This is a genomic window from Pseudomonas sp. W2Oct36, assembly GCF_041060465.1.
Classification (GTDB): Bacteria; Pseudomonadota; Gammaproteobacteria; order Pseudomonadales; family Pseudomonadaceae; genus Aquipseudomonas; species Aquipseudomonas graminis_B.
The window spans coordinates 73,914-90,612 of sequence record NZ_JAUERW010000012.1; the positions used below are offsets into that span (position 1 = coordinate 73,914).

Below are 16,699 nucleotides of genomic sequence, written 5' to 3' on the forward strand. Positions count from 1 at the left end.
ATCAATAGCCGGCGGCGGCGCCATTGCCACGCGGATCGAAAGCGCCTTCAAAGCTGCCATTGACCAACCGCACCGCAGCCCCGGCATGCCCCATGGTTTCAGTGAAGGCCGCAAGCAACTCGACCTCGTGGCCACGGCGCTTGAGTTCATCGACAACGGACGCCGGGAAACGCGACTCCAGTTTCAGGGTGTCCGACGTATCACCCCAGGTCCGCCCCAGTAACCAGCGCGGCGCCGTCACCGCCTGCTGCAATGGCTGACCAAACACCGCGTAGCGGCTGAACACCGCCGCCTGCGTCTGCGGCTGACCGTCTCCACCCATGGTACCGTAGACCATGGTGCGGCCATCCTTCAAGCGGGCCGCCGCAGGGTTGAGCGTGTGGAACGGCTTCTTGCCCGGCTTCAAGACCAACAGGTGCTCAGGATCGAGACTGAACGAGGCGCCGCGGTTCTGCCAGTTCAAGCCCGAGCCCTGCAACACCACGCCGCTGCCGAATTCGTGGTAAATGCTCTGAATGAACGAAACCGCCAGCCCGTCGTTATCGATCACACCCATCCAGATCGTGTCGCCCGGCCCCTTGCCTTCACCCCACGGCGCGGCTTGCTGCGGATCAATGCGCGCGGCCAGCGCTTGCAGATTGTCCGGCGCCAGGCAGCTCTGTGGATCGATAGTCATGTGCTCGGGGTCCGTTATGTGACCATCGCGCAGCGCGAATGCGAGCTTGGTCGCCTCCACCAGGGTATGAATATGGTCTGCCTCGTCCGCGGCATGTGAGGCCAAACCTGCGTGATCGGAAATCCCCAGGATCAGCTGCGAAACCAGCCCCTGGCTAGGGGGTGTCAGGTTGTAAACCGTGCCTGCGCTGTGGGTCAGCTCAAGGGGGCGCACACGCCTGGCCCGGTAGCCGGCCAGATCGGCGCGGGTCACCGGCGCGCCCAGAGCTTCCAGATCATGGGCAATGGAATCGGCAAGCGCCCCGCGATAGAAACTGTCGAGACCGTCGTCGGCCAAGGCTTGCAGCGTGTCCGCCAGACGCGGTTGCCGGAACAGACTGCCAGCTTGCGGTGCTGCGCCGTTCGGCAAAAATGTCTCTGCAAAACCCGGCACATGCTGCAGCTCAGCCTGCTTGGCAGAAGTGGCGACGTGTTGCGAGACGGTGGTGGGGATTCCAGACCGTGCATAGTGGATCGCGTCTTCGAGCAGGCGCGGCAAAGGAGTATGGCCACCCCGTTGCGCCGAAACGGCCAAGGCCTCCTGCCAGCCGCCTACGGTTCCCGCCACGGTCAGCGCCGCATCGACGCCACGGGTCGGGATCTTGCTCATGCCTTCGTAGCGGCTCAGGGTGGCCAGACTGCCAGCCGGACCGCTGGCGTCAATCGCCACCGGCTCGCCCTGAGCAGGCATGATGAGCCAGAAACCGTCGCCGCCCAGGCTGTTCATGTGTGGGTACACAACGGCGATCGTGGCGGCTGCCGCGACCATGGCCTCGATCGCGTTACCGCCCTCGCGCAATACTGCCAGCGCCGATTGGGCAGCGAGGCTGTGAGGTGCAACGGCAATGCCCCGAGCGGCCAGTGTGGTGTTCAACATGCGCAGATTCCTTGTTGTAAAAATTACAGAGCGTGTGCGGCAAGCCAGTTCATACGCATGCGTTTGAGCACGAAGAAGGCCAGCAGAGCGGTGACGATGTCAAAGCTGATGGCCACTGCGAATACCGGGTACCAGCTACTTGTGTACTGGTGCAGCAGCGCTGCAACCGGACCGCCAAACACCGCACCAATCCCCTGCGCCATGTACAGAAAACCGTAGTTGGTGGTGGCGTGGCGGGTGCCGAAGGTGTCGGTCAGGGTCGAAGGAAACAGCGAGAAGATTTCGCCCCAGCCCAAGAACACGACACCCGACAACAGCACGAACAGGACCGGATTATCACTGGTCAGCAACCACAGCGTCATGGCTACACCTTCAAACAGGAACGCGAACGCCATGGTGTTTTCACGGCCGAAACGGTCGGAAATCCAGCCGAACAATGGCCGGGTCAGGCCATTGCAGACCCGGTCGATGGTCAGGGCCAGTGGCAAGGCCGCCATGCCCATCACCATGACGGTGGTCATGCCGAAATCCTTGGCGAAGCTGGCCATCTGCGAAGTCACCATCAGACCGGACGTGGACATCATGGTGAACATGGCAAACATCAGCCAGAAGACGGGAGTCTTGAGCATCTCGCGGGGCGCGACATCAGAAACGGTCTGGGGCGTTTGCGCCACCGCCGCATCACGCAACAGTGCCGGTGGTTGACGCAAAAACCGCGACGCGGCAAGCCCGACCACCCCCAGCACCAGGCCGAACGTCATCATGGTCTGTTCCATGCCAGCACTTTGCAGACTGTTGCTGATAGGAAACGTGGTGAGCATTGCGCCCATTCCATAGCCTGCCGCCACAGCGCCTGCCGCAAAACCGCGACGGTCCGGGAACCAGCGCACCATCAGACCGACAATTCCCACGTAGACAATCCCGGTACCCAGGCCACCCACCACGCCATAACTCAAGTACAGCATGCTCAGAGAGGAAGCCTGACTGGCCAGCACCCAACTAAGGCCGGACAACGTGCAACCCAGACCGACCAGCAGGCGAATGCCAAAACGATCGACCAGATAGCCCTGCACGGGGGAAAAGAATGTCTGCAAAATAATCAACAGGGAAAAGGTGATTTGCACTTGCGCCAGCGAAACACCAAGTTTATTGGTCAGCGGGCCGGTAAACAGCGTCCAGACATATTGCGGACTGGAAATCGCCATCATGCACACAACACCGATGAAAAGTTGATACCAACGGGCGGTCGCAACAGGCGTACGTGCGCCTTCAATAATGTATTGATCACTGCTCATGGCATTAGGCTCGAAGGTGGGTTTATCGAGTCAAAGCAAAGAGCAAACGGCATGCCAGCTAATTAAATCGTCTCAACTTATCCGCCTATTAAAAACCAAACTTACGCCGGTCAAAACCTTTCGTCCGCGCCTCCGCCTTCCGGCTATTTATCCGAAATTCAATGTATATATAAGTCCAACTAAACAATGAGTGGAAAAGAACGTACGCGCCAAGCGCAGGCTTGTCTATCGCTAAAGGGACGGCGTATATCGCCTAACGGACACGCGCAAAATTCGAGGTCAGCTTATCGCCCGACGTCGGTGCAGCGACGCACGCCGCGCACCAGGCTGACCCGATTTACAACGGCGGCAACGGTATTGCCGGGCATGAGAAGAGCGGTCCGAACCCGGCCGCCCTCTTCATTCATAGCGCGCCGGGAATAGATCCAGCCGCCTTTGCGAGCGCGAACTTCACGCCCGCTCGAATACGATCTCTTGAGCCCCTTCCCATAACGTCTTCACGCCCAGGGCGCGCAAGTTTTCCTTGCCTTGCACGATGGTCAGAAAGTGATTGCCCGCCAGTTGCCCCATTTTGCTGGCAAAGCAGCAAGAGCCGTAGGCCACGAGAATCTCGGTTTCGCTGTAGGGGCCGGGGTAGAAAAGAATGTCACCCACGGAAGGATGACTGGTGTGATTCTCGAAGCCAATGGGCTCCTCGCCCTTCAGAAGTTGATACTCACCCAATGGCACCCAGCATCCCTCGCCACTCCAACGCACGTGAATCAGCTTCTGACGATACGGCAGCAATGCGAGAAACGCCGAGACAGTTTCCGGGGCATCGGGGTGAGTTTCGGCGAGAAACTGATACCCGCCTGCGGTGATTTTAAGAGTGGTCATGCAGCATTGTCTCCTCAATAGGCATGGCGATGATCCGAGGCGCGGCGACCCTAGCTCCCGCGATAGGTCGAATAACTATAAGGCGAGATCAGCAGTGGCACGTGATAGTGGTCCTGCGCCGCATCAATGCCGAAGCGCAGCACGACCACATCAAGAAACGCGGGGTCGGGCAGTTGAACGCCTTTGGCGCGGTAGTAATCACCTGCGTGGAATTGCAACTGGTAGACGCCTGAACGGTAATCATCGCCCTGCAACAATGGCGCGTCGCATCGACCGTCGGCGTTAGTGACGGCGTCGGCGACTTTCTCCAGCCGTTCGCCTTCAACCCGGTAAAGCACGATGTGAATGGAGCTGCCGGGGCAGCCGTGAGCGGCGTCCAATACGTGTGTGGTCAGTCGTCCCATGCTTGTCGGGGCCTCGCTTGAGAAGTGGAAAATCAGGTACGCGCACCAATTGGGTGCTCAGCGGGTGGGGGTGATGAACGATTAAGACACTTCGAGCTTAAATTGTACACAATAGATATCGTTCCATAGCCCGTTTTGCTTGTCGCGTCTGGATAACCCATATTTCAGAGCCGAGTCAGGTAATTATTAGGGTTTTTGTAAAGATCCTGACCAATAAGGCAGGTTTCTTGCAGCGCCAGCCTTCGCAAGAAAAGAAAAAACAGGCTTACAAAAAGCGGACGAGGTTGTATACAATCTTTTCACCGCAACGGCAGTCCACTGCATCGTTCCTGCAATGTCAGACAGCCAACAGCAACAGACAACACGCACAGAAGGAATCTCGCAGTGAGCGCCGACTACCCACGCGACCTGATCGGTTACGGCAGTAAACCGCCCCATCCCCACTGGCCAGGCAACGCCCGTATCGCGCTGTCGTTCGTGCTCAATTACGAAGAAGGCGGCGAGCGCAACATTCTGCATGGCGACAAGGAATCCGAGGCGTTCCTCTCTGAGATGGTCGCCGCGCAACCGCTGCAGGGCCAGCGCAACATGAGCATGGAATCGCTTTACGAATACGGCAGCCGCGCCGGCGTATGGCGCGTGCTCAAGCTGTTCAGGCAATTCGACATCCCGCTGACCATTTTCGCGGTGGCCATGGCCGCCCAGCGTCACCCGGACGTGATCCGCGCCATGGTCGACGCCGGCCATGAGATCTGCAGCCACGGCTATCGCTGGATCGACTACCAGAACATGGACGAGGCCCAGGAACGCGAGCACATGCTCGAAGCCATCCGCATCCTCACCGAACTCACCGGCGAGCGTCCGCTGGGGTGGTACACCGGGCGCACCGGCCCGAACACCCGGCGGCTGGTGATGGAAGAAGGCGGCTTTCTCTACGACTGCGACACCTACGACGACGACCTGCCCTACTGGGAGCCGAACAACTCCACCGGCAAGCCGCATCTGGTGATCCCCTACACCCTGGACACCAACGACATGCGTTTCACCCAGGTGCAGGGTTTCAACAAGGGCGATGACTTTTTCGATTACCTGAAAGACGCCTTCGACGTGCTCTACGCCGAAGGGGTCGAAGCGCCCAAAATGCTTTCGATCGGCCTGCACTGCCGCTTGATTGGCCGCCCGGCCCGGCTGGCCGCGCTGCAGCGTTTTATTGAATACGTCAAAGGCCACGAGCAGGTCTGGTTCGCCCGTCGCGTGGAGATCGCGCGGCACTGGCACCAGGTTCATCCCTTCAACGGAGCTGCCGAATGAGCCGTTTTAAGACCCTGACGCCCTCCTCCCTCAGCCGCGAAGCCTTCGTCCAGACCTTCGCCGACATCTACGAACACTCGCCTTGGGTCGCCGAAAAGGCCTATGACCGGGGCCATCTGCACGAACTCGATGATATCGAGACGCTGCATGCACGCATGAGCGACATCCTGTTGAGCGCCGATCACGCCGCGCAACTGGCGTTGATCAACGCCCACCCGGACCTTGCCGGCAAAGCCGCCGTGCAAGGCCAACTGACCGAAGCCAGCACCTCTGAACAGGCTGGCGCCGGTATCCACCAATGCACGGCCGAAGAGTTTCAGCGCTTCACCGAGCTGAACGACGCCTACAAAGCGACGTTTGCGTTCCCCTTCATCATGGCGGTGAAAGGCAGCAACCGACATCAGATCCTCGCGGCCTTCGAGACGCGCATTCACAACACGGCAGACGCCGAGTTTGCCTGCGCCCTCGCCGAGATCAACAAGATCGCGATGTTCCGCCTGCAAGCCCTCTGACCGACCGTTCCCACGCCCCTTATCAAAGGCACACAAAAAGAATGAAAGCTTACGCCGCACCCTTCGAGAAGTTCGTCAACCTGGCCGATGCGCGTCTGGGGACGAAGATCCTGTCCGTCACCGATGACTGGTTCGCCGACGCCAACCGCCTGTTCCAGCCGACCCCTGCGGTCTGGAAAGAAGGCGTGTTCGACGACAACGGCAAGTGGATGGACGGCTGGGAGTCGCGCCGCAAGCGCTTCGAAGGTTACGACAGTGCAGTGATCCGTCTGGGCGTCGCCGGTTCGATCAAGGGCGTGGACATCGACACCTCGTTCTTCACCGGCAACTATCCGCCATCGGCCTCCCTGGAAGCGTGCTTCCTGGCGTCGGGCGAGCCGGACGAGTACACCGTGTGGACCGAAGTGCTGCCGGCAGTGGAGCTCAAGGGCGACAGCCACCACTACCACGAGATCGCGGACGCCAAGGCCTACAGCCACTTGCGTTTCAATATCTACCCGGACGGCGGCGTGGCGCGTCTGCGGGTGTACGGCGTGCCTCACCGGGACTGGTCGCCAGTGGGCGACAACGAGCAGATCGACCTGGTCGCGGCGCTGAATGGCGGCCGTGCACTGGCCTGCTCCGACGAGCATTTCGGGCGCATGAGCAACATCCTCAACCCGGGCCGTGGCGTGAACATGGGCGACGGCTGGGAAACCGCACGTCGCCGCACCCCTGGCAATGACTGGGTGATCGTGGCGCTGGGGCATGCCGGTGAGGTCGAGCAGATCGTCGTCGACACCCTGCACTTCAAGGGCAACTACCCGGACAGCTGCTCGATTCAGGCGGCGTTCGTCAAAGGCGGCACCGACAGCCAGATCGAAACCCAGAGCCTGTTCTGGCGCGAACTGCTGCCGAGCCAGAAGCTGGAAATGCACGCCGAACACACGTTCGTCGAGCAGATCAGGGCGCTGGGACCGATTACCCATATCCGCCTGAACGTGTTCCCGGATGGCGGTGTGAGCCGGTTGCGGGTGCTGGGCAAAGTCGCGAAATAAACGCTTGGCCCCTGATGACTGATGGTTCCCACGCTCCGCGTGGTAACCCCTTTGCGGACGCTCCGCGTCCAGGGTGACGCAGAGCGTCAGGGGATGCATTCCCACGCGGAGCGTGGGAACGATCAAAGACCACAGTGTTTTCATTTACGAATAACGAGAAAGAAGACCCCGCATGCGCACACTGATCATCGAGCCGTTGACCAAGGCAGCCTTCGCCCCGTTTGGCGATGTCATCGAAACCGACGGCAGCGATCATTTCATGATCAATAACGGCTCGACCATGCGCTTTCACCGTCTGGCCGAGGTTGAAACGGCCACGCCGGACGACAAGGCGATCATCAGCATCTTCCGTGCCGAGGCGCTGGACATGCCGTTGACTATCAGCATGCTGGAGCGCCATCCGCTGGGCAGCCAGGCCTTTATTCCGCTGCTCGGCCATCCTTTTCTGGTCGTGGTCGCGCCACTTGGCGATGCACCTGAACCCGAGTTGACCCGCGCCTTCATCACCAATGGCAGGCAGGGTGTTAATTACCATCGCGGCGTCTGGCACCACCCGGTGCTGACGATCGAAAAGCGGGATGACTTCCTGGTGGTTGATCGCAGTGGCAACGGCAATAACTGCGATGAGCATTTCTTCGAAGAGAGTCAGAAGATGGTTCTCGATCCCCAACTATAAGAAGGGTCTGACCACCCGCCAAGGGGTGGCAGGCAAAGGGTAAGACTGTGGCTGCACATCTGATGGAATGGCTGAATCTGGGCGTGCGCTGGATTCACATGATCGTCGGGATCGCCTGGATCGGCGCGTCCTTTTATTTCGTCTGGCTGGAGAACAACCTCAACCGCGCCAACCCCCGTGAGGGTCTGTCGGGCGACCTCTGGGCGATTCACGGCGGCGGTATCTATCACCTGGAAAAGTACAAACTGGCCCCGCCGACCATGCCGGACGACCTGCACTGGTTCAAATGGGAAGCCTACTGGACCTGGATGTCGGGCGTCGCGCTGCTGTGCATCGTGTTCTATTCCAACCCCACCCTTTACCTGCTGGCACCCGGCAGCACGCTGAGCGGCGGCGCAGGCATCGCCATCGGCGTCGGCTCATTGATCGCCAGCTGGACGATCTACGACATCCTCTGCGATTCACCGCTGGGCAAGCGCCCTGTCCTGCTGGGCCTGGTGCTGTTCGTGCTGGTCATCGCGGCCTGCTTCGGCTTCAGCCAGGTGTTCAGCGGGCGAGCAGCTTACCTGCACACGGGTGCGATCATCGGCACGATCATGGTCGGCAACGTGCTGCGCATTATCATGCCGGCCCAGCGCGCGCTGGTCGCCGCCATCGCCGAGAACCGCACGCCGGACCCGTCGCTGCCCGCCAAAGGCCTGCTGCGTTCACGGCACAACAACTACTTCACCCTGCCGGTGCTGTTCATCATGATCAGCAACCACTTCCCGAGCACCTACGGCAGTCAGTACAACTGGCTGATCCTGGCCGGGATCGCGGTGTGTGCGGTGCTGGTCCGTCACTTTTTCAACACCCGCCACAACAGCCACAAATATGCCTGGGCCCTCCCGGTCGGCGCGTTGGGGATGATGTGTCTGGCGTACGTCACCGGCCCGGCGCAAACATTTCGCAGCCCGGACGTGGCGGCGAACATCCAGTACCAGCCGCTGCCGGGCACGGCCATTGGCGGTCATCGCGCCGACGAGCCGAAGCCCGAGGTCGCGCCAGCGCCCGTCGCCGCTGCGCCTGAAACTGCAACTGCGCCTGCGCCCGCTGCCACTGCCCCCGCTGCCGCGAAACCCGCGCAGGCCAGCAGCGGCGGTGTGGATTTCGAGAAAGTCCACAGCGTGATTCAGGAACGGTGCACCGTCTGTCACTCCGCCAAACCCACCAGCCCGCTGTTCAGCAGCGCGCCGGCCGGAATCATGTTCGACACGCCGCAACAGATCCAGCAACTCGCCCCGCGCATCCAGGCCCAGGCCGTGACCGCGCAGATCATGCCGCTGGGCAACATCACCCAGATGACCCAACAGGAACGTGACCTGCTGGGGCAATGGATCGATAAGGGGGCGCAGACGAACTAAGCAGCTGCAAGCTTCAAGCGGCAAGCCACAAGTCAGAAGCAGTACGCGATCGGCTTTAGCTTGAGGCTTGAAGCTTGTCGCCTCCACCGATTCAAAGCTTCAACCCTAAAATAAAAACAATGAGGTGTTGCATGTCCGAGTCAACTCACGCGCGCATCCCTGCCGCGCCGCCACGACAGCCCCTGCCCTTGCTGCAACTGATTCTGGTGGGCCTGCAACACGTCCTGTTGATGTACGGCGGTGCCGTTGCAGTGCCGCTGATCATCGGCCAGGCCGCCGGGCTTTCCCGGGAAGACATTGCCTTTCTGATCAACGCCGACCTGCTGGTCGCCGGCATTGCCACGGTGGTGCAATCGCTCGGCATCGGTCCGCTGGGGATTCGCATGCCGATCATGATGGGCGCCAGTTTCGCCGCTGTCGGCAGCATGGTGGCGATGGCCGGGATGAGCGGCGTCGGCCTGCCGGGGATCTTCGGCGCGACCATCGCGGCGGGCTTCTTCGGCATGCTGATCGCGCCGTTCATGTCGAAAATCGTGCGCTTCTTCCCGCCGCTGGTGACCGGCACCGTGATCACCTCCATCGGCCTGTCGCTGTTCCCGGTGGCGGTCAACTGGGCCGGCGGCGGCAGCAAGGCGGTGAGCTTCGGCGCCCCGGTGTACCTCGGCGTCGCCGCGCTGGTGTTGCTGACGATTCTGCTGATCAACCGCTTCATGCGCGGGTTCTGGGTGAACATCTCGGTGCTGATCGGCATGGGCCTGGGCTACATCCTCTCCGGCTTCATCGGCATGGTCGACCTCAGTGGACTGGGTCAGGCCGAATGGCTGAAAGTGGTCACGCCCCTGCACTTCGGCATGCCGCAATTCAGCCTCGCGCCGATCCTGTCGATGTGCCTGGTGGTGGTGATCATCTTTGTCGAATCCACGGGGATGTTCCTCGCCCTGGGCAAGATCACCGACCGCGACGTCACGCCCGGCATGCTGCGCCGGGGCCTGCTGTGCGATGCGGCCGCCTCTTTTCTTGCGGGCTTTCTCAACACCTTCACCCACTCCTCGTTTGCGCAGAACATCGGCCTGGTGCAGATGACCGGCGTACGCTGCCGCTCGGTGACCATTGTCGCGGGCGGGTTTCTCATCGTGCTCAGCCTGCTGCCGAAAGCGGCCTATCTGGTCGCCTCGATTCCGCCTGCCGTACTCGGCGGCGCGGCCATCGCGATGTTCGGCATGGTCGCCGCCACCGGGATCAAGATCCTCCAGGAAGCGGACATCTCCGATCGGCGCAACCAACTGCTGGTCGCGGTGAGCATCGGCATGGGCCTGATCCCGGTGGTGCGGCCGGAGTTCTTCAGCCAGCTGCCGCAGTGGATGGGCCCGATTACCCACAGCGGCATCGCCATGGCGACGCTGAGTGCCGTGCTATTGAACCTGCTGTTTAACGTGCTCGGCGGTGCCGATCGTGCGGTGATGGCCGGGCCGCTGCATCCACACTGAGGGGTTGCCCTGTTTTCGACGAGAGTGCGCTGTGACAGAGCACTTGAGCACCGCTGCGCGAGTCAGTATCCTCCGCCGCCGCTCGAATTCACTCCAATAACAACACCGCAACTGACCTGACTGGCCGGACAACTCTCCGATCAGCCCGTGCCTCTTCCAAACGGCATCGATAAAACGACCCATCGACTGTTCTTTAAACAGCCGGCGGGGCTTTTTCGTCTTTTTTCAAGGTGTTGGCTCAGCTCTTGCTATCAACTCGAAGCTGACCAAACAGACAACTTAGTAGATTAAAACCAAGGCGCCATAACAGAGCGTCAGTTCGCAAAAAACCACGACGTCAATCCAAGGGAGTATTTACATGAACCGCACGCTTTCCAGCCTGATGGCCGCCAGCAGCCTGCTTGCCGCGGCGCCGGCCATGTCGGGTGATCTGCTGCAGTGGCAGAGCAACAGCCTGACTTATCTCTACGGCAAGAACTTCGCCGTGAACCCTGAGAACCAGCAGACGTTCACCTACGAACATGCCGATGGCTGGAAATACGGCGATAACTTCGTCTTCCTCGATTACATCAACTACAACGGCAAAAAAGACGGCAGCCTGGGCAACGCCTCGACGTACGGGGAGATCTCCCCTCGCCTGTCCATGGGCAAGATCTTCGATCAGAAGTTTCAGCTGGGGCCGATCACTGACGTGTTGTTGGCGACGACGTACGAGTTTGGCGAAGGGGATGTCGAGTCGTACCTGATCGGCCCGGGTTTTGACTTGAAAGTGCCTGGCTTTGATTACTTCCAGCTGAACTTCTACAAGCGTTACACCGACGGCCACCGCGCCGGTTACGGTGCCTGGCAGATTACCCCGGTCTGGTCCTACACGATCCCGGTGGGCAAGTCCGACATTCTCATCGACGGTTTCATGGACTGGGTCGTGGACAACAAACAGTCCAACAGCAAAGGTGATTACCACTCCAACCTGCACTTCAACCCGCAGATCAAATACGACCTGGGCAAGGCGCTCAATCTTCCGGACCGGCAGTTGTATGTGGGCGTCGAGTACGACTACTGGAGCAACAAGTACGGCATCAACGACACGCGCTCTTTCGACACCGATCAGAACACCGCCAGTTTGCTGGTAAAAGTATTCTTCTAACGAAGCGTTGATCTGCTGCCGATCAATGGTCGACCGGCAAGATCCTTGTCGACCTGAGGCGCAGCGGATCAGACACCAAAGGTCTCTGATCCGCCACTTTCAGCCGCTCCAGCCCTGCTGACAGCACCCGCTCAGGAGTGCCCTTCCCACGGCAGCGGCTTGCCCGCTCGCACCCTCGCGTTGAGTGAGCGCAACAGGTCGAGGGGATCACGGTCCTTCATCGCATGACTCTGCTCGTCGACCCAGGTCATGACCTGCTGCCGGTCGAGCGTTGGCCGGCGGTGCAGGATTTCCACCAGCTGTCGCTCGCAATGCTGGGCATACGCAACGACGCTGGAAAACAATGGGCTGTTCATGCTGCCGACACCTCGCCACCGAATACGCGTTCAGCCTTGATAAGGCGCCCGTTCTGTTACTGCCCTTCTGCTACTGCTCCCGATGCAACCCGCCACACAATACCACCGGCACGCCGTCGCGCCAGTGACAAAGCCGGTGGACAAAGGGGTTGTTGTTGCACAGCAGTGGCAATGTTGAGCCTGCTGCGAGGCCGGTGCTAACATTCGCCACCGCCGAGCAGGCAAGGACATACCGGTTTATGAGCAGCATCCGCGAGCGCAACAAAGAACTGATCCTGCGCGCAGCCAGTGAAGAATTTGCCGACAAAGGATTCGCCGCCAGCAAGACCAGCGACATCGCCGCCAAGGCGGGTGTGCCCAAGCCCAACGTCTATTACTACTTCAAATCGAAGGACAACCTGTACCGAGAGGTGCTCGAAAGCATCATCGAGCCGATCATGCAGGCGTCGACGCCATTCAATCGTGAGGGGGTGCCGGCTGAAGTGCTGACAAGCTACATCCGCTCGAAGATCCGCATCTCCCGCGACCTGCCTTTCGCTTCCAAAGTGTTCGCCAGCGAGATCATGCACGGCGCGCCGCACCTGACCCCCGAGCAGGTTGACCAGTTGAATGGTCAGGCCAGGCACAATATAGAGTGCATCCAGGGCTGGATCGATGACGGCCTGATCGCACCGATCGACCCCCATCATCTGATGTTCAGCATCTGGGCGGCGACCCAGACCTACGCCGATTTCGACTGGCAGATCTCAACAGTGACGGGCAAAGCGACCCTGGACGACGCTGATTACGAAGCGGCCGCCCAGACCATCATCCGGCTGGTGCTCAAAGGGTGTGAGCCGGACCGCTGAGGGTCACAGGCTTTCGTGCTTGTCGTAGCCCAAGGCCTTGTTAACGCCTTGTAAAAGCTGGCCGAAACTCCAGGGCTTGCGAATGAACACGACCGGGTGCACGACGCCAGAACTCTCGGGGGTCTCGTGACCTGACATGATCAGGATCGGGATGTGCGGATACTTGTTGCCCGACAGGTTCGCCAGATCGGCACCGTTCAACTGACCCGGCATGAGGATATCGGTGAGAAGGAGCGCCACGTCGTCGGAGTTGCTCTCGAGGTACATCGCGGCCTCGTCGGCAGTCTCCAGCGCATAGGTCATAAAATCTTCGTCCTGGAGGATTTCGCAAACAAACTCGCGAATGATTTGCTCGTCCTCAACCACCAGAATGAGTCTCTTGTTCGGTACGTCTGCTGCCATTTGCGCCACATCCACAATAATTATTTCCCATGCCTGCCCGGCCGGCCCTGTCCTGGACTCGGGTGTAGTCCGTACTGTGAGCGGCGCGAGCGCAGGAAATTCCATCGGGAAGCAACATTTGGTCGAAACGCTGTACAGATTCGGTAAATGAATGGGTACAAAAGGGCGTTCGCCAAATCGCGGGCAATAAAAAACCCGCCGAAGCGGGTTTGTGCAACACCGTCCAACTTCCTGTTGGCCGCCAATGCCTGGCAACGGTCGATCATCCTTGATCCTGCAGCGGTCCGTTGCTGCAGTTGATGGATCCAATGTACCGCGCCGAAGTGTTTCAACCTAGAGCCAAGTTCCTCAGGGCGTGTAAGCCTTTCGCTATACCTGTATCGGATCTGACGTCAGGCGAAGGCATTTCTTACAGCTTATTTGGCTTTGATAACTACCATTGCAGATATATCCCTGCACCGCTCTCACGTTTGTCACAAACAAGCCGAGACGCTTAATGACACCGCGTCCTCTGTCTGTCGTTTGACGGTCATCGATCCGCTGTCCCGCAACCAGTTTGACTGGCGCGCTGCCCAAGACGCCAGACCCAATAAAAAGAACAAAGAAACGGAGTGACGATCATGAACATGCGCAATCTTTCCATCAGCCGGCGCCTGTGGTTGATTCTCATCGTCGCGGTGGTGATGTTGTTTACGCTGGCAGCGGCGATGCTCAAGCAGATCCATGACGATCTGTACGAAGCCAAAGCCGTCAAGACCATGCACGTGGTGCAGACCGCCAGTGGGCTGCTTGATTACTACCATGGCCTGGAAACCGCCGGCAGCCTGACCCGCGAGCAGGCGCAGCAGCAGGCCATGGATGCCATTCGCGGGCTGCGCTATAACCAGACCGACTACTTCTGGATCAATGACCTGCGCCCGGTGATGATCATGCACCCGGCCAATCCCAAGCTGGTGGGCCAGGACCTGTCCGGAATCAAAGACCCGGACGGCTTCCAGGTCTTCAACGAGATGGTCACCCTGGCCAAGGCCAAAGGCGCGGGCATGGTCAACTATCGCTGGCCCAAGCCCGGCGCCACTGACGCGGTCGGCAAGACCTCCTACATCTCGTTGTTCGCGCCGTGGGGCTGGATCATCGGCTCAGGCGTTTACATCGATGACGTGCAGGGCGAGTTCTACAAGCAGGTGGTCAAGGCACTGTCGATCAGTGCCGGCATTTTTCTGGTCATGGCGCTGCTGTTGATTCTGATCGCACGCAGCATCGCCGGCCCGCTCAAGGCCACGGTCGAAGCGATGGCCAATATCGCCAGCGGCGAAAGCGACCTGACCCGCACCCTGGAAACCCAGGGCAACGACGAAGTCACGCAGCTGGCCCGGCACTTCAATGCGTTCACCGCCAAACTGCGGCGGGTGGTCAGCGAGCTGCAGTCGTCTGCGGTCGGTCTCGGCCAGGCATCCAGTGAGCTGGGCAGCAATGCCATCCAGGCCCAGGAGCGCAGCCAGCAGCAGTCGCTGCAGATGGAGCAGGTGGCGACGGCGGTCAATGAGGTCACGTACGGCGTACAGGACGTGGCGAAGAATGCCGAGCACGCCGCCAGCGAGATGCGCAATGCAGAGTCCCAGGCGCAGCAGGGTCAGGCCAACATCGACAGCAGCCTGAAGCAGATCGGGCACCTGTCCGGCACCATCGATCAGGCCGTGGAGGTCATTCGGACACTGGCCAGCGAAAGCACGCAGATCGGCGGGGTGCTGGAGGTGATCAGTTCGATCGCCGAGCAAACCAACCTGCTGGCGCTCAACGCCGCCATCGAAGCCGCCCGCGCCGGTGATCAGGGCCGAGGCTTCGCCGTGGTCGCAGACGAAGTCCGCCTGCTGGCCCAGCGCACGCAGAAATCCACGGCGGAAATCCAGGCGATGATCGAGCGCCTGCAAGCCCATTCGGACGCTGCAGTGAAAGTGATCGCTGACAGCAGTCGTTCGTCGCAGCTGACCATCGAACAGGCCAACCTGGCCGGCCAGAGCCTGACATCGATCAGCCAGGCACTGCGCAACCTCAACGGCCTCAACGCCTCGATCGCCAGCGCCACCCTTGAGCAATCCCACGTGGTGGAAGACATCAACCAGAACGTCACCCAGGCCGCACAACTCTCCCAGAGCACGGCGGTGGCGGCGGAACAGTCCAGCGCGGCGAGCAATCAGCTCAAGGGGTTGAGTGAGCAGTTGAATGGGTTGTTGAAGCAGTTTCGGGTTTAAGCGACTGACGCCTTCCAGGCTGAAGCCGGTCCTACAGGGGTCGTAGTAGCCAGTTCCATCGGATGTACGCAATGCTCTGCGTTGGACTGGCTTTAGCCGGGAAGAGGCCCGTTTTGACGCCATCAGATGTGCGGTGCGGCGCCTCACAGGTTGCGCTCCTGAGCGCTTTGTCCCACGCTCTGCCGACCTTGCACGCGGAACGACCCCATGGACAGCAACATCAGCTGGCGCGAACAGCTACGCATCATCGTTTTTCAAAGTGACACCAAACCCGGCCGACGCTTCGACAAGATTCTGCTGGTGCTCATCCTCTGCAGCCTGCTCGTGGCGATCATCGACAGCATCGAGGCCGTGCACCGCAATTACGCCGCGCCATTGGCCTGGGTCGAGTGGACCTTCACCTTCATCTTCGCGGTCGAGTACCTGGTGCGCCTGTACTGCTCGCCCAAACCCCTCAAATACGCGTTCAGCTTCTACGGCCTGATCGACCTGCTGGCGATCGTGCCGGGCATTCTGGCGATCTATTACAGCGACGCGCAGTACCTGCTGATCGTGCGCGTGGTGCGGATGCTGCGGATCTTCCGCGTGCTCAAGCTCAGCCCTTATCTGAAACAAGCCAACTACCTGCTCGCCGCCCTGCGTGGCAGCAAACAGAAGATCATCGTGTTTCTCGCCACCGTGTCGACGCTGGTGACGGTATTCGGCACCTTGATGTACGTCGTCGAAGGCCCGGAGCACGGCTTCACCAGTATTCCCAAGGGCATCTACTGGGCGATCGTCACGCTGACCACGGTGGGCTTTGGCGACATCGTGCCGAGAACACCGATCGGGCAGATCCTCTCGTCGCTGGTGATGATCACCGGTTACTCGATCATCGCCGTGCCCACCGGGATTTTCACCGCCGAACTGGCCAATGCCATGCGCGGCGATCAACTGCAGCACGACTGCCCGGTCTGCGCCAAGAATGCCCATGAACCCCAAGCGGCGTTCTGTTCGCGCTGCGGCAATGCGCTGTTCCCCAAGCTCGGCGCGATCGCTGGACCGGCCAATGCAGAACCCGACATAAGCACATGAGTTTTTGATCTATTGGGGGGCTGGCGAC

General features: G+C 60.2%; 16 protein-coding genes. 10 read left to right on the forward strand and 6 right to left on the reverse strand.

The genetic code is table 11. The annotated features are described in order from the left end of the window. Position 1: 1 nt before the first annotated feature. The 4 genes from QWI18_RS16645 to uraH all read right to left on the reverse strand — a co-directional run bounded on the left by QWI18_RS16645 (position 2) and on the right by uraH (position 4,166). Positions 2–1,591, reverse strand: a complete 1,590-nt coding sequence (locus tag QWI18_RS16645) for a gamma-glutamyltransferase family protein (RefSeq protein WP_369319303.1) — start codon at positions 1,589–1,591, stop codon at positions 2–4. A gap of 23 nt (positions 1,592–1,614) precedes the next feature. Further along, positions 1,615–2,886 (reverse strand): oxalate/formate MFS antiporter, encoded by a 1,272-nt coding sequence (gene oxlT / locus QWI18_RS16650; protein WP_369319304.1) that lies wholly within the window; start codon positions 2,884–2,886, stop codon positions 1,615–1,617. Positions 2,887–3,336: 450 nt separating this feature from the next. Next, positions 3,337–3,762 (reverse strand): DUF3830 family protein, encoded by a 426-nt coding sequence (locus QWI18_RS16655; RefSeq protein WP_065988722.1) that lies wholly within the window; start codon positions 3,760–3,762, stop codon positions 3,337–3,339. A gap of 50 nt (positions 3,763–3,812) precedes the next feature. Further along, positions 3,813–4,166, reverse strand: coding sequence for a hydroxyisourate hydrolase (gene uraH, locus QWI18_RS16660; protein ID WP_065988723.1), 354 nt, complete (start codon positions 4,164–4,166; stop codon positions 3,813–3,815). 384 nt (positions 4,167–4,550) lie between these two features. On the opposite strand from uraH, the gene puuE reads away from it, so the two are divergent. From puuE to QWI18_RS16695, 7 genes are all read left to right on the forward strand, one after another. Further along, complete coding sequence (gene puuE / locus QWI18_RS16665) at positions 4,551–5,477, forward strand: allantoinase PuuE (protein WP_369319305.1); 927 nt, start codon at positions 4,551–4,553, stop codon at positions 5,475–5,477. Next, entirely contained in the window at positions 5,474–5,989 is a 516-nt protein-coding gene (uraD, locus tag QWI18_RS16670; RefSeq protein WP_369319306.1) for a 2-oxo-4-hydroxy-4-carboxy-5-ureidoimidazoline decarboxylase, read from the forward strand. Before puuE ends, uraD begins: the two co-directional genes overlap by 4 nt. A gap of 41 nt (positions 5,990–6,030) precedes the next feature. Continuing rightward, positions 6,031–7,026 (forward strand): allantoicase, encoded by a 996-nt coding sequence (gene alc / locus QWI18_RS16675; protein ID WP_369319307.1) that lies wholly within the window; start codon positions 6,031–6,033, stop codon positions 7,024–7,026. A 172-nt stretch (positions 7,027–7,198) separates the two neighbouring features. Beyond that, entirely contained in the window at positions 7,199–7,702 is a 504-nt protein-coding gene (locus QWI18_RS16680; RefSeq protein WP_122622636.1) for an ureidoglycolate lyase, read from the forward strand. Positions 7,703–7,749: 47 nt separating this feature from the next. Further along, positions 7,750–9,105, forward strand: coding sequence for a urate hydroxylase PuuD (locus QWI18_RS16685; protein ID WP_369319308.1), 1,356 nt, complete (start codon positions 7,750–7,752; stop codon positions 9,103–9,105). A 131-nt stretch (positions 9,106–9,236) separates the two neighbouring features. After that, positions 9,237–10,592, forward strand: a complete 1,356-nt coding sequence (locus QWI18_RS16690) for a nucleobase:cation symporter-2 family protein (RefSeq protein WP_296309575.1) — start codon at positions 9,237–9,239, stop codon at positions 10,590–10,592. Positions 10,593–10,950: 358 nt separating this feature from the next. Continuing rightward, positions 10,951–11,739, forward strand: coding sequence for a hypothetical protein (locus QWI18_RS16695; RefSeq protein WP_296309577.1), 789 nt, complete (start codon positions 10,951–10,953; stop codon positions 11,737–11,739). A 131-nt stretch (positions 11,740–11,870) separates the two neighbouring features. Here QWI18_RS16695 and QWI18_RS16700 read toward each other — a convergent pair whose 3' ends face one another. Further along, entirely contained in the window at positions 11,871–12,095 is a 225-nt protein-coding gene (locus QWI18_RS16700) for a hypothetical protein (protein WP_065988731.1), read from the reverse strand. A gap of 239 nt (positions 12,096–12,334) precedes the next feature. Between QWI18_RS16700 and QWI18_RS16705 the strand changes: the two genes are divergently transcribed. Further along, positions 12,335–12,943 (forward strand): TetR/AcrR family transcriptional regulator, encoded by a 609-nt coding sequence (locus tag QWI18_RS16705; RefSeq protein WP_192130053.1) that lies wholly within the window; start codon positions 12,335–12,337, stop codon positions 12,941–12,943. 3 nt (positions 12,944–12,946) lie between these two features. Here the strand turns inward: QWI18_RS16705 and QWI18_RS16710 are convergent, their stop codons facing one another. After that, positions 12,947–13,345, reverse strand: a complete 399-nt coding sequence (locus tag QWI18_RS16710; protein WP_369319309.1) for a response regulator — start codon at positions 13,343–13,345, stop codon at positions 12,947–12,949. 620 nt (positions 13,346–13,965) lie between these two features. Between QWI18_RS16710 and QWI18_RS16715 the strand changes: the two genes are divergently transcribed. Both QWI18_RS16715 and QWI18_RS16720 read left to right on the forward strand, forming a co-directional pair. Continuing rightward, the gene (locus QWI18_RS16715) at positions 13,966–15,597 is read left to right on the forward strand and encodes a methyl-accepting chemotaxis protein (RefSeq protein ID WP_369319310.1); all 1,632 of its coding nucleotides are present in this window, start codon (positions 13,966–13,968) and stop codon (positions 15,595–15,597) included. Between the two features lie 207 nt (positions 15,598–15,804). Further along, positions 15,805–16,671: an ion transporter gene (locus QWI18_RS16720; protein WP_369319311.1), complete on the forward strand. Its 867-nt coding sequence runs from the start codon at positions 15,805–15,807 to the stop codon at positions 16,669–16,671. Positions 16,672–16,699: the final 28 nt, after the last annotated feature.

Coding starts and splice junctions, on each gene's coding strand:
- uraH (WP_065988723.1), bottom strand. CDS start 4,166: ATGGGACGACTGACCACACACGTATTGGACGCCGCTCACGGCTGCCCC.
- QWI18_RS16695 (WP_296309577.1), top strand. CDS start 10,951: ATGAACCGCACGCTTTCCAGCCTGATGGCCGCCAGCAGCCTGCTTGCC.
- QWI18_RS16720 (WP_369319311.1), top strand. CDS start 15,805: ATGGACAGCAACATCAGCTGGCGCGAACAGCTACGCATCATCGTTTTT.
- alc (WP_369319307.1), top strand. CDS start 6,031: ATGAAAGCTTACGCCGCACCCTTCGAGAAGTTCGTCAACCTGGCCGAT.
- QWI18_RS16655 (WP_065988722.1), bottom strand. CDS start 3,762: ATGACCACTCTTAAAATCACCGCAGGCGGGTATCAGTTTCTCGCCGAA.
- QWI18_RS16710 (WP_369319309.1), bottom strand. CDS start 13,345: ATGGCAGCAGACGTACCGAACAAGAGACTCATTCTGGTGGTTGAGGAC.
- QWI18_RS16645 (WP_369319303.1), bottom strand. CDS start 1,591: ATGTTGAACACCACACTGGCCGCTCGGGGCATTGCCGTTGCACCTCAC.
- QWI18_RS16690 (WP_296309575.1), top strand. CDS start 9,237: ATGTCCGAGTCAACTCACGCGCGCATCCCTGCCGCGCCGCCACGACAG.
- QWI18_RS16705 (WP_192130053.1), top strand. CDS start 12,335: ATGAGCAGCATCCGCGAGCGCAACAAAGAACTGATCCTGCGCGCAGCC.
- oxlT (WP_369319304.1), bottom strand. CDS start 2,886: ATGAGCAGTGATCAATACATTATTGAAGGCGCACGTACGCCTGTTGCG.
- QWI18_RS16680 (WP_122622636.1), top strand. CDS start 7,199: ATGCGCACACTGATCATCGAGCCGTTGACCAAGGCAGCCTTCGCCCCG.
- QWI18_RS16700 (WP_065988731.1), bottom strand. CDS start 12,095: ATGAACAGCCCATTGTTTTCCAGCGTCGTTGCGTATGCCCAGCATTGC.
- QWI18_RS16715 (WP_369319310.1), top strand. CDS start 13,966: ATGAACATGCGCAATCTTTCCATCAGCCGGCGCCTGTGGTTGATTCTC.
- uraD (WP_369319306.1), top strand. CDS start 5,474: ATGAGCCGTTTTAAGACCCTGACGCCCTCCTCCCTCAGCCGCGAAGCC.